The sequence below is a fragment of the Pseudoduganella violaceinigra DSM 15887 genome, from assembly GCF_000425385.1.
In the GTDB taxonomy this organism is placed as follows: domain Bacteria; phylum Pseudomonadota; class Gammaproteobacteria; order Burkholderiales; family Burkholderiaceae_D; genus Rugamonas; species Rugamonas violaceinigra.
Genome location: NZ_KE384358.1, coordinates 480,975 through 495,389 on the forward strand (window position 1 = coordinate 480,975; position 14,415 = coordinate 495,389).

Annotated in this window: 17 protein-coding genes; 5 read left to right on the forward strand and 12 right to left on the reverse strand. The window is 60.2% G+C overall.

Going from position 1 to position 14,415, the window contains the following annotated elements; translation table 11 throughout:
- Positions 1-136: 136 nt before the first annotated feature.
- Positions 137-1,405 carry a DUF2863 family protein gene (locus tag H597_RS0124815; RefSeq protein WP_028104479.1) on the forward strand — a complete coding sequence of 423 codons (1,269 nt, stop codon included), beginning with the start codon at positions 137-139 and terminating at the stop codon, positions 1,403-1,405.
- A gap of 16 nt (positions 1,406-1,421) precedes the next feature.
- Here the strand turns inward: H597_RS0124815 and H597_RS0124820 are convergent, their stop codons facing one another.
- The 7 genes from H597_RS0124820 to H597_RS0124850 form a co-directional block, all read right to left on the reverse strand.
- On the reverse strand, positions 1,422-1,688 hold the full coding sequence (locus tag H597_RS0124820; RefSeq protein WP_154668273.1) for a hypothetical protein: 267 nt from the start codon (positions 1,686-1,688) through the stop codon (positions 1,422-1,424).
- A 25-nt stretch (positions 1,689-1,713) separates the two neighbouring features.
- Positions 1,714-2,181, reverse strand: a complete 468-nt coding sequence (locus H597_RS0124825) for a CYTH domain-containing protein (RefSeq protein WP_028104481.1) — start codon at positions 2,179-2,181, stop codon at positions 1,714-1,716.
- Positions 2,182-2,195: 14 nt separating this feature from the next.
- Positions 2,196-2,438: a hypothetical protein gene (locus tag H597_RS0124830; RefSeq protein WP_028104482.1), complete on the reverse strand. Its 243-nt coding sequence runs from the start codon at positions 2,436-2,438 to the stop codon at positions 2,196-2,198.
- Between the two features lie 12 nt (positions 2,439-2,450).
- A complete protein-coding gene (locus tag H597_RS0124835; protein WP_028104483.1) occupies positions 2,451-3,575 on the reverse strand; it encodes a M14 family metallopeptidase in 1,125 nt (374 codons plus the stop codon).
- Positions 3,576-3,730: 155 nt separating this feature from the next.
- Positions 3,731-5,194 carry a catalase gene (locus H597_RS0124840; protein WP_028104484.1) on the reverse strand — a complete coding sequence of 488 codons (1,464 nt, stop codon included), beginning with the start codon at positions 5,192-5,194 and terminating at the stop codon, positions 3,731-3,733.
- A gap of 86 nt (positions 5,195-5,280) precedes the next feature.
- Positions 5,281-6,354 carry a patatin-like phospholipase family protein gene (locus H597_RS0124845; protein ID WP_229632240.1) on the reverse strand — a complete coding sequence of 358 codons (1,074 nt, stop codon included), beginning with the start codon at positions 6,352-6,354 and terminating at the stop codon, positions 5,281-5,283.
- Positions 6,351-7,097 carry a transporter gene (locus H597_RS0124850; RefSeq protein ID WP_229632241.1) on the reverse strand — a complete coding sequence of 249 codons (747 nt, stop codon included), beginning with the start codon at positions 7,095-7,097 and terminating at the stop codon, positions 6,351-6,353. The genes H597_RS0124845 and H597_RS0124850 overlap by 4 nt, the downstream gene beginning before the upstream one ends.
- Positions 7,098-7,159: 62 nt before the next feature.
- Between H597_RS0124850 and H597_RS0124855 the strand changes: the two genes are divergently transcribed.
- Both H597_RS0124855 and H597_RS0124860 read left to right on the forward strand, forming a co-directional pair.
- Positions 7,160-7,513 carry a VOC family protein gene (locus H597_RS0124855; protein WP_028104487.1) on the forward strand — a complete coding sequence of 118 codons (354 nt, stop codon included), beginning with the start codon at positions 7,160-7,162 and terminating at the stop codon, positions 7,511-7,513.
- A 93-nt stretch (positions 7,514-7,606) separates the two neighbouring features.
- Positions 7,607-8,227 carry a hypothetical protein gene (locus H597_RS0124860; RefSeq protein ID WP_028104488.1) on the forward strand — a complete coding sequence of 207 codons (621 nt, stop codon included), beginning with the start codon at positions 7,607-7,609 and terminating at the stop codon, positions 8,225-8,227.
- On the opposite strand, the gene H597_RS0124865 is transcribed toward H597_RS0124860, so the two are convergent.
- From H597_RS0124865 to H597_RS0124880, 4 genes are all read right to left on the reverse strand, one after another.
- Positions 8,219-8,959 (reverse strand): metallophosphoesterase family protein, encoded by a 741-nt coding sequence (locus tag H597_RS0124865; protein ID WP_028104489.1) that lies wholly within the window; start codon positions 8,957-8,959, stop codon positions 8,219-8,221. The genes H597_RS0124860 and H597_RS0124865 overlap by 9 nt on opposite strands.
- 162 nt (positions 8,960-9,121) lie before the next feature.
- Positions 9,122-9,328, reverse strand: coding sequence for a hypothetical protein (locus H597_RS35180; RefSeq protein WP_154668274.1), 207 nt, complete (start codon positions 9,326-9,328; stop codon positions 9,122-9,124).
- A gap of 90 nt (positions 9,329-9,418) precedes the next feature.
- Positions 9,419-9,823: a VOC family protein gene (locus H597_RS0124875; RefSeq protein WP_028104490.1), complete on the reverse strand. Its 405-nt coding sequence runs from the start codon at positions 9,821-9,823 to the stop codon at positions 9,419-9,421.
- Between the two features lie 142 nt (positions 9,824-9,965).
- Entirely contained in the window at positions 9,966-12,083 is a 2,118-nt protein-coding gene (locus H597_RS0124880) for a hypothetical protein (RefSeq protein ID WP_028104491.1), read from the reverse strand.
- Between the two features lie 274 nt (positions 12,084-12,357).
- On the opposite strand from H597_RS0124880, the gene H597_RS0124885 reads away from it, so the two are divergent.
- Positions 12,358-12,582 carry a hypothetical protein gene (locus H597_RS0124885; RefSeq protein WP_028104492.1) on the forward strand — a complete coding sequence of 75 codons (225 nt, stop codon included), beginning with the start codon at positions 12,358-12,360 and terminating at the stop codon, positions 12,580-12,582.
- Between the two features lie 305 nt (positions 12,583-12,887).
- On the forward strand, positions 12,888-13,145 hold the full coding sequence (locus tag H597_RS0124890; RefSeq protein WP_028104493.1) for a hypothetical protein: 258 nt from the start codon (positions 12,888-12,890) through the stop codon (positions 13,143-13,145).
- 979 nt (positions 13,146-14,124) lie between these two features.
- On the opposite strand, the gene H597_RS0124895 is transcribed toward H597_RS0124890, so the two are convergent.
- Positions 14,125-14,415 (reverse strand): IS66 family transposase (locus H597_RS0124895; RefSeq protein WP_028104494.1); only part of this gene is annotated, 291 nt, incomplete at its 5' end.

Here is a 14,415-nt window from a genome sequence, read left to right on the forward strand (position 1 = left end):
CCGCCAACAAAACGCCGGGCCTGTGCCCGGCGTTTTTACATTTCTGGTGTCTGGTTTACCGGTTTAAAACGCCGAATCTTGCCGAATCCACTACAATAGACGTAACGAATACATTTTCATACAAAGACAAAGCGCTATGCGTCGCCCATCCAAAGATTCAACCCACAAATTATCCGCCGACAGCCAGCGCCTTATCTCCCTCGCTCAAGCCCTGGGCCAGGCCGCCAGCCGCATTGAAGAGCGTAACTGGGAACGGGTGCTGGATGCACAGCTGCACAAACTGCTGCGCACCGGGCACCAGGACACCGTCGATTCGGCCCTGAATTCCCTGTTCAGCCTGGATTTGCCTGCCTACGACATCCTGATGGACAGCGTGGAGGCGGTCAGCGAATCCGACACCATCGTGCTGGAGGTCGATGGCGAGTCGCGCGAGTACGATATCCTGCTGGTGGCCGCTCCGGTACTGGCCTGGACCCGTTTCTCGATCGGCTCCGGCCCGATTCCGTCCGATATCCTGAACACCCTGTCGGCGCACTTCTCCGCCCACCTGCTGGCCGACGGCACGCATATGGCCATGTCGTCGACCCTGTACTCGATCGACCAGCTACCGCGCACCCACGCCGAGGCGTATTCGAAGGTGCACAAGCTGGCGCAGGCCGCACTGAAAGGCCAGGCGCTCAAGTCCGACGCCAAGGTGGCCGAAACCGCGCCCTTCCTGGCCGATACCCGCTACCTGATGGTGGCCGTGGTGGCGCCGCACAACAGCGCGATGTTCCGCTGGCAGATGCCGGCCCATCACGCCGCGCAGGCGGAAGAACGGCGCAACGCGCTGACCGCATGGACCACACAGGCCACGCCGACCGTGGCGCGCCTGCTGCCGGGCTGCGGCATCGAGCTGCTGCTGCCGGAAGCCTATTACACCGGCTGCCGCGAGGCCGACAAGCTGATCCGCCCGGTCTCGATCCGCGCCGCCGTGCACTACCTGACGCATTCGCTGGCCTGCGAGCCGTCCGACCTGCGCGCGGTGATCGCCGGCTTCGGCGACGAATCCGCGCCGGATGGCCAGGTGGACGAATACCGCGTCGCCTTCACCCGCCGCTCCGACAGCGATGTGATGTACGGTGTGGTCTGGCCGCTGTATGGCCAGGAAGATGAGGAAGGCACACCGGCCGAGGGCTTGTCGGGCACGACGCTGGCCGAGCTGCTCAAGCCACGGACGCCAGTGGAGGAAATCGTCGAGCACCTGAACGCTGCCGGGGTTTCCCAGGTGAAAAAACTCGGTGAGAAATATGTCGCCGAATACTGCGACGATTGCGGCGCCCCGCTCTTCGCCGATCCGTCAGGCGAACTGGTCCACGCAGAAATGCCGGAAGACTCCGCCACCGGCACCGAGCATTTCCACTAAACAAAAAAGCCCGCAGTCAACGCGGGCTTTTTTCTTGCTGCTGAGCGGGTTGTGGCGCCATGCATGGCTGACAGGGGGCCGCCTGCGCGACGGGCGCCGCCGCTGGCGTTCGGGTCAGTGCGACAATTAAGCCGGAATAGCCGATAAACAAACCGATCACCGTCGCCAGCATCCAGCGCGCTATGTCTGCGCGCATTGCTTCCACGTCGGCCTTTGTGGCCAACGTTGGCAAAGTCGCCTCAACCAGCGCCTTGAACTCGAGAAATTCGTTTTCGATGCCCATGTCCCCAGCATACGCTGGGCGCATCTCACTTCCAAGTGGAATACGGCTGCTTGATCAGGTTGGAATTGAGGTAGCGCAAATCGTGGGTGACCTCCTCGCCAGCCCAGTCCGGCTTGTCGAACTGGGCGTCCTCCGCCGGTAATTCGATCTCGGCGACGACGAGACCGGCGTTCTCACCCAGGAACTCGTCCACTTCCCACACGAAACCAGCGTAAGGGATACGGCGGCGGTACTTCTCGATCAGCGGCCGCTCGCATAAACGGTCCAGCAATTCAGCGGCGTCGGCGACGGGGATGGGATACTCCCACTCCCCTCGCGCCGCGCCCACATTCTTGCTCTTGATGGTCAAGACCGCGTGCTCGCCTTCAATCCGCACGCGTACGGTGCGTTCCGCCTGCGAGGACAGGTAACCCTGGCGCAGCAGGACCGGTTCGCCTTGCGCGCGCCAGCCATCGCCGGTTACCAGAAATTTCCGTTCAATCTCGATGCCCATACTGAAAATTTCACTCAGAAATAAGAGAAAGCGTCGATCAACGATTGCGCAGCACGCCGGATCCCCTGGCGCGCCGGCAACCGTTTAACCAGCGTCTGGTACAAGAAGACAGGAAGCAGCCAGAAACCGATCACAAGGCCTTCAACTGCAATCATGCCAAGCGCAATCGAAGGCGCCAGAAAGAGCAAGGCCAATAACGCCACCTGAATCCATGCAAGGATCTTCAGCCATGGCGTGTCGTCTTCCGGCGCAGCCATGGCCTTGGCGTCTTATTCGTCCAGCGACAACAGGATAGGCTGCAGGATCGCCGCGCCCAGTGCCGCACTGCGGGCGCCGTTCCAGCCGACGCTCGGCACCGGCAGGTCCGCGTTATCCTTGAACGGCATTTCCAAGGTCAGCGACAGCACCTGGAAGTGGTGGCCGATGTACTTGGAAGCCAAGGTCAGCATGTCCTCCTTGTACTTGGAAGGCGCATAGCCCACCGCGTCCTGGAAGTCAGGCGTCGCATTCTTGTAGCGGTTGATGAAGTTCTTCTGGCGCGCCATCTGCTCCGGCGTGAAGTTCTCCAGCATTTCATTGCCGGCCACGAAGTTGTAAGGCAGCGCCTCGTCGCCGTGGATGTCGAAGAACATGTCGACGCCGGTTGCGTGGATCTTCTCTTTCACGCACAGCACTTCCGGCGAACGCTCCAGGGTCGGGGTCATCCACTCGCGGTTCAGGTTGGCGCCGGCCGCGTTGGTGCGCAGATTGCCGCGGACCGAGCCGTCCGGATTCATGTTCGGCACGATGTAGAAGCAGCAGCGCTGCAGCAGCTTGCGCGCGATCGGGTTGGCGTCGTCCAGCAAGGAATCGATCAGGCCTTCGATGAACCATTCAGCCATCGATTCGCCCGGGTGCTGGCGCGCGATGAACCAGATTTTCTTTTCGGCTTCCGGTTCGCCGATGACGACCAGGTTCATGTCGCGGCCGTCGATCGAGGAGCCGATATCGAGCACGCGTGCGATCGGGTTTTCAGCCACTTCGCCCAGCAGGCGCAGGTGGCGCTCCCAGGAATACGGCTCGAAATAGGCGTAGTACACGCTGTCGTTGTGCGGCGTGTGCTTGATGGTCATGACCTGGCCATCGAAGGAGGTTGGGACGCGGAACCAGTTTTCGCCGTCGTAGCTGGCGGCAGCGTTGTAGTCTTCGAAGCCTTTGGCGTAGGTGGCGTCGCCCGCGTTCAGGAATTTCATCGTCACAGCTTCGCCACGCGCGCCCTGCAGGCGGAAGTGGAACCACTGGTGGATGTCGGCGGCGTTGTCCTTGCGGAGTTTCAGTTCGATGTTCGCGGCGTTGTCGGCGCGGACTACTTCGATGGCGCCAGAGTCGAAATTCTGGCTGATTTTGATGGTCATTGCAGTCCCGTTCAGATGCTTGGGTTGATCGGAACCGCTATTGTACACACCCAAACCGGTCAGGCGGGGCCCGACCCGCAGGGTCAGGCCCCGGTGACGCGGCGGATGCGGGCCAGGTGCCTGCCCCTGCGGGTCTGGCACCGGTTTGCCGGTGTTCAGTCGGCGTTGCGGCCGCGCGCCTTCAACGCGGCCCTGACGCCGGCGCCATAAGCAGCATCGGCCTGGTCGAAATGCCCAAGCTGACGCTGGATGATCTCCTCGCTGACCTGGCTCAGCGGCCCGGCAATATTATCGAACAGGTTCAGCTTCTCCTGCGCCGGCATGAGCCGGAACAGGTTCCCGGCCTGCGTGTAGTCGTCTTCCTTGCCGCGTCCATCGTAGCGCCCCGCGCCGCCGTTCAGCGCCAGCGCCGGCTCGCCATGGCCCATGCCCTGCGGGTTGCTGCCGGCCGCCTCGGTTGCGGCATAGTTCTGCTCCGCCCCGCCCACGCCCATGGCCATCGCCCCGTCGCGCTGCTGGTGATGGAAGGGGCAGCGCGGCGCATTCACAGGCAGGTGCTGGTGGTTCGTGCCCACCCGGTACAGCTGCGCGTCGTGATAGGCAAACAGGCGCGCCTGCAGCATCTTGTCCGGCGAGTAGCCCATGCCGGGCACCACATTGGCGGGCGACAGCGCCGCCTGCTCCACTTCCGCGTGGTAATTGACAGGATTGCGGTTGAGCTCCAGCACGCCGACGGGAAGCAGCGGGAAGTCCGCATGCGGCCAGACCTTGGTCAGGTCGAAGGGATTCCAGCCGGTGCGCTGTTCCCACGCTGCCAGCTGCTGCTCGGTTGCCACCTGCAGCTTGACCTCCCACTGCGGGAAGTTGCCGCTGGCGATGGCGTTGAACAGGTCGCGCTGCGCATGGTCCGGGTCCGCGCCCGCCAGGCGCGCCGCTTCGGCCGCGCTCAGGTTCCTGATGCCCTGTTTGGTCTTGAGGTGCCATTTGACGTAGACGCGTTCACCGGCGGCGTTGATCAGGCTGAAAGTATGGCTGCCGAAACCGTCCATGTGGCGATAGCCGTCCGGCGTGCCGCGGTCGCTGAACAGCATGGTGACCTGGTGCAGCGATTCCGGCGTTTTGCTCCAGAAGTCGAACATCATGGTCGGCGACTTCAGGTTGGTTTGCGGGTCGCGCTTCTGAGTATGGATGAAGTCGGGGAACTTGATGCCGTCCTTGATGAAGAACATCGGCGTGTTATTGCCCACCAGGTCCCAGTTCCCCTCTTCCGTGTAGAAGCGGACCGCGAAACCGCGCGGATCGCGCTCGGTATCGGCGCTACCGCGCTCGCCGCCCACGGTGGAGAAACGCACAAAGGTCTCGGTCTGCTTGCCGACGGCGGCGAACAACCTGGCCTTGGTGTATTTGCTGATGTCGTGGGTGACGGTGAAAGTGCCGTAGGCGCCGGAGCCTTTGGCGTGGACAACGCGTTCGGGAATGCGCTCGCGGTTGAAATGCTGGAGCTTTTCAATCAGGTGGAAGTCTTGCAGCAGGACGGGGCCACGCGGGCCGGCAGTCAGCGAATTCTGGTTATCTGCGACGGGAACGCCGGATGCGGTGGTAATAGGGGGCTGGCTCATTTACTGGCTCCTTCATGTGATCGGTGAAAACATTCTAAAGAGACACGGACAATTAATAAATTTAATTAAAACTATGAAATCAATAGTCAAAACCGTTCATGGATCGCAATGCCCTCGAAAGTGTCCGCCGCTGCAGTCCAGGGCCTGGCCTTGAACACCCGCTGCGCGTCTGCGTAGCCGGCCTGCCAGCGCTGGCTAATGCCGGTGCGCGAGAAGTCGATGTCCTTGGTGTGGTCCTCGCAATGGAGATGCGGGGCCTTTAGCAGCACCACATGCATGGACGTGCCGCAGCCCCACAGCGCCAGCTCGCGCACGTCCGGCGCGGTACGCACCTCCTCCGGCAGCTTCATCGCCAGCTCGCGGATCACGCGCCGCAGGCGGTGCAGCTTGCGCTGCTGCTCGATGTGGCTGGCGCGGCTGGCGTACTGGATTTCCTTTTGCTTTTCCAGCACATCGAGCACGCTTTGCGGCTCGCTGCCGTCGGGGTTCCATACCTGGACCGAGAAGATCACCGAGTCGCGGCGCGGCTCGTCGTCCAACACCGCTTCGATCGGGGTGTTGGAGTAAATGCCGCCGTCCCAATACGGCTCGCTGCCGATGCGCACCGCCGGAAACGCGGGCGGGATCGCCCCCGAAGCGATGATGTGCGACAGCTCCAGCGCCTCCTTGCCGGAATCGAAATAGCGCATCACGCCGTTGCGGGCATTCACGGCACCGACGGTCAGGCGCGTGTGGCGCTCGTTCAGGTAATCCATGTCCACCAGCCCTTCCAGCGTGCTGCGCAGCGCATTGGTGCGATAGAAAGCGGCATTTTCCACACCCAGCGGCGCGGCCGGATTCCACCATGCGATCGGGTTCGGATCGAAGAAAGCAGGAATCCCTTGCGTCAATGTCAGCGCATTGACGAAGGCGGGCGGCAGGCTCCCGAATAGTTCGTTGCGCTCCATCGCATCCCAGAAAGCGCGCAGGCGCGGCAAGCGCTGCTGCGGCGGATTACCGGCAATAATGGCGCCGTTCAGTGCGCCGATCGAGGTGCCGATCACCCAGTCCGGCTCGACGCCCGCTTCATGCATGGCCTGGTAGACCCCAAGCTGGTAGGCGCCGAGCGCGCCGCCGCCCTGCAGCACCAGCACGACCTGTCCCGGAATGCCTTGCTTCACATGCGCACCGACAGACCGACCGTGAATGCCAGGTCCGGCGTATGGCGATTCAGTCCGACCATGAAACCGGCGTCAAGATGCAGGTCGCGCGTCAGCGAATAGCCGCCGCCGAAGTCGAAGCTGGAGGTGCTGCCGCCGTCGCGCGAACGGGCAATGCGCGGCGCGGCCAGTTCGACGAACGCGTAGGTGCGCTCGCTCAGGCTCTTCGCCAGCGTGACGCCGAACATGGCGGTGGAGACATGGCGGCCGCGCTCGTCGCGGTCAAGGTAGTAGCCGGGCATGACGCCGAGCGTCAACTCATGCGGCAGGTCCCACTCCATCGGCACCCGCAGCGACGGACGCGTGCCATTGCCTTTGAATTCGCGTGAACCGCTGGCGAAGTCCGCCTGCATGATCAAGCCCACGGAAGGTGTACTCCCCTCCCCGTCGCGCAAATGCCATTTGACGCTCAGCGCCGTATCCGCCCAGCCATGCGGACGGGCGGGATCGCTACGGTCGGTCACGCGGCCGTCCGAATCGAGGCGCAATTCCAGGTTATCCGCCAAGCCTACCCGCAGCAGTAATGGCGTGCTGCGGTCTTCCTTTGACTGCTGGAAGCCGGTCTCCAATTGCAGGCGTCCCTTGCCGACGACATCCGGCGAATCCACGAAATCAGGGCGGTCGGTGGAGATCCAAGTATCAGGTTCCGCCGCCGCGCAGCACAAAGGCACGGCTAGCGCAGCACACATCACACGTTTCAGCATTCCACCCTCCGCAAGATTTCTGGCATAGGATAGAAATATGCCATTAATACCAAAGATCAACAATGAAGCTGAACCATATTGATTTGCCGGTATCCGATCTGGTAGCTGCGGCAGACTACTTCCAGCGCGGTTTCGGCTTTGAACGGATAGCGGCACCTGCCGACGGCATGGCGATCCTGCGCGGTACAGACGGTTTCGCGCTGATCCTGCAGCAGGTCGCCAAAGCTGAGTACCCGGACGGTTTCCATATCGGCTTCCTGCAGCCATCTGACGAGGCCGTCCACGCCGCTTACCAGCGCCTGGCCGACGCCGGACTGCCCCTTCCCCCGGCCCCGGCGCTCAGCCATGGCTGTCTCGCATTCTGGTGCCATGCTCCCGGCGGCATCCTCATCGAAGTCAGCCACCGCTCCGGCTAATTCGCCGGAACATTCCGCCAGCTTTGCAGTCCAAGGTCAAAGCACCGCCCCAAGTCCTGCTCCACAGTTGCGCAATGACCAGTGGAGGCGGCGATGGAAAATGACGCGAAAATTGCAAAGCTGGAGGTCAATGTGGACACCCAGAGCGTCTCGATCGCTGAACTGAAAGGAATGTACGAGCGCATCCTCGCCGAACTGCGTCAAAGCAATGCAGAGCAACGCGACCATTCCGAGCAACTTCGGGAAAGGCATGAGCAGAACCTCGCCGCCCAGCGGGACCGTACTGATCGCCAGGTCGCCGAGCTGCGAAAATATACTGACGAACAAGTTGAAAAATTGCGCGACCACACCGATCGCCAAGTGGCGGCATTGCGCGACCATAGCGAACGGCAGCTTGCTGAGCAACGGAAATATACTGATCATCAAGTTGCTGAACAACGAAAATACAACGAGCAACAGTCCACCGAACTTCGCCATTACATTGATCAGCAGAATAAATACTTTGAACAGCGTCTTTCCGAGGAGCGCAGATATACCGACTATCAGGTAGAAATTCTACGCGCTGAAACCGCTCGCCGCGAGGACAAGTTCGATGTCCTGAATGCCAGCTTGCGGAATGATATGAACCGTCACTCCCGCTGGACAACAGGCGCGATCCTCACCATGACCGGCCTGATCATCGCCATCTATTCCAAACTGCTGGGCCTATACTGACATCCGCCCGGTGCGCAAGGCAAACGCCCAGTCCGGACGTCCGTGGCATTGCGCCACTTCCCCCGCCGCATTCCAGTCGTAGGCAATCGCGTACTGCTCTACCGCCCAGCCACCTGCCGAGCGCTCCACAATCGCGTAACGCGCATGCGGCGTCCCATTCTCCGCCTTATGCGGATAAGGCAAGTCATCGCCATAAGCCTGCAAGCCAACGCTGCCGGGGTTCACGACCAGGCGCCCATCGTCGAGCAGCACGGAACGCGGCACATGCGTATGTCCGCACAGGATCAGCGAAGCTTGCACATCGCCTGCCCGCTCCAGCACCTCGGCATAAGTCGCCGCGCGCTGACCTTCCGGATCGACCGACTCCATCCAGTACACCAGGTCAGAACCTGGGGTGCCATGCACCATCAGCACATCATCCTCCAAGCGCAGGGACGATGGCAGGGAGGCGATCCACTCCCTGTGCGCTGATGCGATATGCTCATGCGCCCAGCGATCCGAGGCGCCCATTCGCGCCGGATCGTGCTCCAGCACCTGGCGTTCGTGGTTGCCGCGAATCGTCGGCAAACTTAAGGCCATCAGGCGATCGGCCGTCTCCGCCGGCAGCAAAGGGCCGGACAGGATATCGCCCAGGTTGATCGTTAGGTCCACCTGCCGCCTGCCGATATCGGCCAACACCGCATCCAGCGCCCACAGGTTTCCATGAATATCCGACAGCACCGCAATTCGCATCTTCCTTTGCTCCACCTACGACGACAGCAGCCACTTTATACAAAAAGCGGCATGCGCGCTCGCCGCCACCAAAAGTAGCAGACAAATAGGAACGTGGGAGAACTTCGAGGAGGCCGGCATCGAGCCTGGCCATAAAATTCAAAAGCCAGCTTTCGCTGGCTTTCAGTTACCGCTCAAGGCATCGGCTATCTTATCCATCTGCGACGCCTTGGCGATTGCGTTGGCAGGCTTTTTCGCCGGTGCTTCCTTGGCCTGTGCAGGCGCCGGCACTGGCAAGGTTGAAGCCACGCGCACCGTATCCATCGCGTACATGGAAGCGGCAAGCCCCATTACTCCGATCAATGTCCAGCGCACCCACCAGGAAAGCATAATAACCTCCGGCAATCATCTCTATTAAACAGTTTAGTGTTGAGATTTGCCGAGAAACTATTGAATTGTCACGCCTGGAGAAAAAGTTTTTTACTGTTGAGGTTGTTGTGCCATGTAGACCAGCTCCCAGATATGGCCATCCAGGTCTTCGAAACCGTGGGCGTACATGAAGCCATAGTCCTTCGGCTCGCGCAGCGACTTACCGCCTGCGGCAATCGCCTTGCGTACCAGCTCATCGACTTCTTCGCGGCTTTCGCAGGACAGGCATACCAGCACTTCGGACGCTTCCTTGGCATTGACGATCGGCTTGGTGGTGAAAGTGCGGAAGAACTCCTCCTTCAACAGCATGGCGTAGATGCTGCCGTCGTGAATCACCATGCTGGCGGCGTTTTCATCGGTGAACTGCGGATTGAAGGTATAGCCCAGGGCGGCGAAGAATTCCTTCGACTTATCCAGGTTCTTGACGGACAGGTTGACGAAGATCTGCTTGTTCATGTTGGCCTCTCAAAAAGGGATTTACAGGGTGGTTTGTAATCCTACGACGAGGCAGCATTCCAGAATTCGACATCAAACGCAAAAAATTTTGAATCTTTTTTGGGGCGGGCGGCCGTACATCACCGTCGCCCGCCCCTTTCCGCTAATGACAGACCGGGCAAGGCATGGCCAGCGCGAATGCCGCATGGTCACCCTGGTCGTAGCTATCCAGCTCGCCGTAGCCATTGGTCGCCGTCGCACTTACATACAGCAGCTCGGAGAATGCGGCATTCGGGCATTCCTCCAGCAGGCTGGATACGACAACCGGTTTGGCATACTGGAAGGCCCCCGCTGGAACAAAGCCATTGCCGCCCGCATCGCCCACAGTACCGCTGGTGCTTGCGACTGGCAGGTCCGGTCCCGCGCCGCGCGCCGTTCCAAACGAATAGGTCGCAAAGTTGTTCGGGTGGCGCGCGGTGAACGACAGCGTGGCCGTGTCGCTTGGACTGCTGTAGTTATGGAAGCCGCACAGCGGGTCCGGCGAAACCGTGCCGCCAACTGGATGAACCTCCGCCTGACAGCGGTTATTGTCCACCCTGACGACCATGCGGAAGCCCATCGTATCCCCGCCCGGCGACAGGATGCGGTTGTAGGCCGGCGCCGGCACGGTGGGCACCGTGCCGATACCGAACGGCGCATCTTCATCCGTAATGCGCAGATCGATGCCTTTCGCAGTCCAGTTCACCGGCACCCCGGCCGCATCGAACAACTCCAGCTGCATCTCATAGCGGCCCGCCGCCATATCGTCGGACAATGGAATCCCGCCCGGCGTACCGGCCAGTCCATCCGTCTGGAAGTAGGCGGTAGCCAGGTCGACGTGTTCGTTCAAGACGATCCATTCGTCGCCCGACGGCGAAACCGGTGGACGGATGCGGAACAGGTTGGGCTGCGGCGCGGGGCTGGGACCAGTGGTCGGCATGGGCCCCATCAGGTCCGACGAGTATCCCGTGCCGGATTTATAGTGGCGGTACACATCGGCCGCCATGGCTTTGGGCATGGCGAGCAGCGGCTCCGAACCGGGTGCGACCACGCCGGAAACGCCATCCGGGCCGCTCAGACGCCGGTACGACCAGCGGTAATACGGCACGCCTTTGCTGTAGATCAGCTCCGTGCGGCTGAAGTCCACTCGCGGTTCCAGCGTCCCGCCAAACGGACGTCCGGTGTTGGTCAAGCCTTCCGTCCCGCTGGACTGAACCTGCCGCACGGCGATGCCATTGCCGATCGAAAGCACGACAACCTGGCACCCAGGCAGGTCAGGCTCCTCGTCGCAACCCGGCACACGCGGATCGGTGATCCGTATGGTGACTTCGCTGCCGCACTGGTAATCCCAGTAGGTATGGCAAGCCTTCGATGGACGGTAGATGACTTCATAGCCGCTGCCGAAATCGTACTCGACCCAGAAGTACAGGTCGGGGTGATCGCCGCCGCAGCGATAGAACAGCGTAGCCTCGAAATTGCCGTGGGCATCGGTGTTGACGACGGTCATCTCATCGCAGCGGAACAGCCACCACCAGTGCGGCCAGTAGCAGAACCAAGGGAGCAGCAGCTTCCAGTTCTCGACCAGTGCATTGCGCAGCAACTCGGTTGACTTGCCGCGCAGCTTGCGGGCAAAATCTTCCGGCATATCCTGCAACGCCGCAGCATCGGGTTGCGGATCAAAGCGCAGGGCCGCGCGGCGCAGGCCTGGACCAGGACCGAACGCCGGTATGCGGGGGCGCTCCAGCACCTTGATCAAATCGTCGCGCAAGCGGTGGATATCAACGTCCGGCAACTTGATCAGCCACAAGGGAATGCGATCGACTTCGCAGATATGGACGCGTGCGTTGCATACCGCCCGGTTGTCGGACTTGCGCACGACTTTCCCGTGTACCCAGCAGAAGCAGAATGGCCACCAGTCGATGATGGAACCTGGAACATCAATGCGGGTGATGACATCGCGCCCCGGCTGCAGCACGGGTTCATAGGCGCCCAGCCGCTTCAGGCGGTCCGCGTCTGGCCTGGCCGCGTCAATGCGCTCGTTGATTGGCGCGATCAGTACACGGGGGTGGTCCATGCCCCCTGTCGTCAATTCGAATCTGCCATCACGAATCTCAATGCGCTTTGCTTCCTGCCCGCGCTTGTCGTACACGTATGCCGCGAGCGGCTGCTTGAAATCCGGACGTTCTCCGGTCGAAACCTGGATGGTGATCTGTTTCTCTGAACCGTGGGTTGGCTTGCTCATGGTGTTCCTCACTCAAGTGTAATGCAGCATGGCGGTGGCGCTGCATGCAATGCACTTTAGGGAAACCGGCCGATGGCGGAATTGGTACTGGCACCCAAATTCGGAGGCATGCAGCACCTAATTTCCCAGCGCCGCGTCCGCGAACATCGTATGACTGAACGGGCGAAAGCAAACGACGAAGCGTGCGGCAGCTGGCGTGGCTTTTTGATAATATCTATTCGCTATCCACCACGATTTTTGCGGTTTCACCCACCCGATTTCAGGGGAGGCGAAAATGAATGAAGCGAAACTGAAATTACAGGCGACAGAGTTCCTTTTCGGTCGCGGCCAAGCTCTCGACCACTACTACATTGAAGTGTCACGCTTCTCGGAAAGTCTCTGCTACAAGAATGACAAGGGCCGTGAGTTTGATTTGGCGATCGATGACGAAGATCTGGCACAAGCGGTGATGCTGCGTCTGCGGGAAATGGATGTACGCATCGTGAAGCACGGCGCCTAGCCAGAGCGTGAAAAGGTTACCCCCATAGTCGCAACCCCGTCCTTCTTCTTATCTGGGGGAAAGAGCCGCGAGGTCTTTGATACGGATCAGGACCTCGTCGGCTGGCGTTACAATGCGTGCATTTCCCACCGCCTCATTTTGATATGGTTAAACGTAAGGATGGGGGCGGACAGATTTTCCCGTTCTGATCAACTTATGGCTGGGTGACTCCGAATCACCCGGGCAAAGGATTGCCAGCCTGGTCCGTAGATGCTTGCTCGCTGGTCATAAGGATAGTCTAACCAATCAACGAAACAGGGTCTTGTATGGGTGGATTGATGACGAACGTTGGAGTGTGGGCGGTCGAGTTTTCCCGTCACGATGGATCGATCGGGCTAGTCACTATTGCCAGTTCCGGGGAGCCGACGCCAGGCCAAATTGCCGCCGCAATTTGCGACCTGGACGATGGCTACCATTACTTCATCGGAGATCCCATGATCGGAGTTGTGAGCGATGAGGTGGCGCAGATGTTCTTTGATGCCAATGGAATTATCGTCGCGAGCATTGACGTCCTCGTAAGGTAGTGATGCAAAGTCATCATTTTTTTTGCCAGCACCATGTCGATTGAAAAACTAGCGCAGATCCTCTTGCTGAGTTTCCTTACGGGCTCGTCTTGCATGGCTGCAGAAACTCTGCAAGACCCGCTGCTCGAATATCGATCTGACCAGCAAGTCCACGGGCTATACGAAATAAGGGAGTCTACAAGATCCTTCATGCGGTCGAAAAGCACGCGGACAAAGAAGAAATGGATCGTTGGCGACCCTGATCTAAGGATTCAAGTGCCGCGATGCGCTGTCCCTCTTCGTGCAAAGTGGTCTGCCACTGAGTCTCAGCGAGTCGTGCTAGTTGAATGTCGCCACACGATTTCCGGCGCGTACACAAAACGTTGGGATGTGGACGTTCCGGTCTGGCATCCTCCAAAGTAGATCAGCCCTAATGCTGCATCGGGCGAGGACTGGACATACCCTTATGCGCATATGCGCCAGCGGCGCAAGTCGTCATTGATGGCAGGGGCTACCCTTCAGCCGGCGTTAGTCTGCACGGGCATTCTGGTGGCGCAATCAAAACGGCACAGAAATTCGATATCGCTTGGCGCTGCAATAATTGTGGCGCTGTTGGTGACATCCTAGTCTCCAGTTTCCCTTTAAGCCGCTCAAGCTACTTTGCCTCGTCATCGCTGCATCCCGCCTTGCGCACGAATTCGCTCGTGGGAAACCGAATGCCAGTGGTATACCCTTCGACGGGGTTATGAGTTATGAGCGAATATGATTAGCGCCGTGCCAACGATCACCCCGATATCCGAGATGCTTTTTATGGCCTGCACATGAGGGGCCTGGAGATCAAGTAAAGCGTTGCCAATGCCCAGGGTGCGCCAGACGTTAGCAAAGAACTGGTGATTACAAACTGGGATGCAAGCACGTCGGGCGGACTTTTCTAGCCTTCGAAGACCCAGTCTCCCCGAAGGAACGTAAGCGTCCAGCACTACCACTCTAGGCATCCGGATTAGGATTGCGTAGAGTTCGGAAATGGCAGCAACGAATCGATCTGACTGTTAGGGCACGTCGGGAGACGTACCAGTACGCTGGCCAGCCAACGCAGCGGATCGAGGCCATTGAGTTTGGCTGTACCCAGTAAAGTCTGGATGGCGGCAGCGCGTCGGCCGGCGCGCTCCGAACCGGCGAACAGCCAGTTTTTCTTACCGATGGCAATCGGACGGATCGCATTCTCGACCGCGTTGTTGTCGATGGGGAGCGTGCCCGAGTCGGCGTAGCGCACCAATGCTGGCCAGCGCTT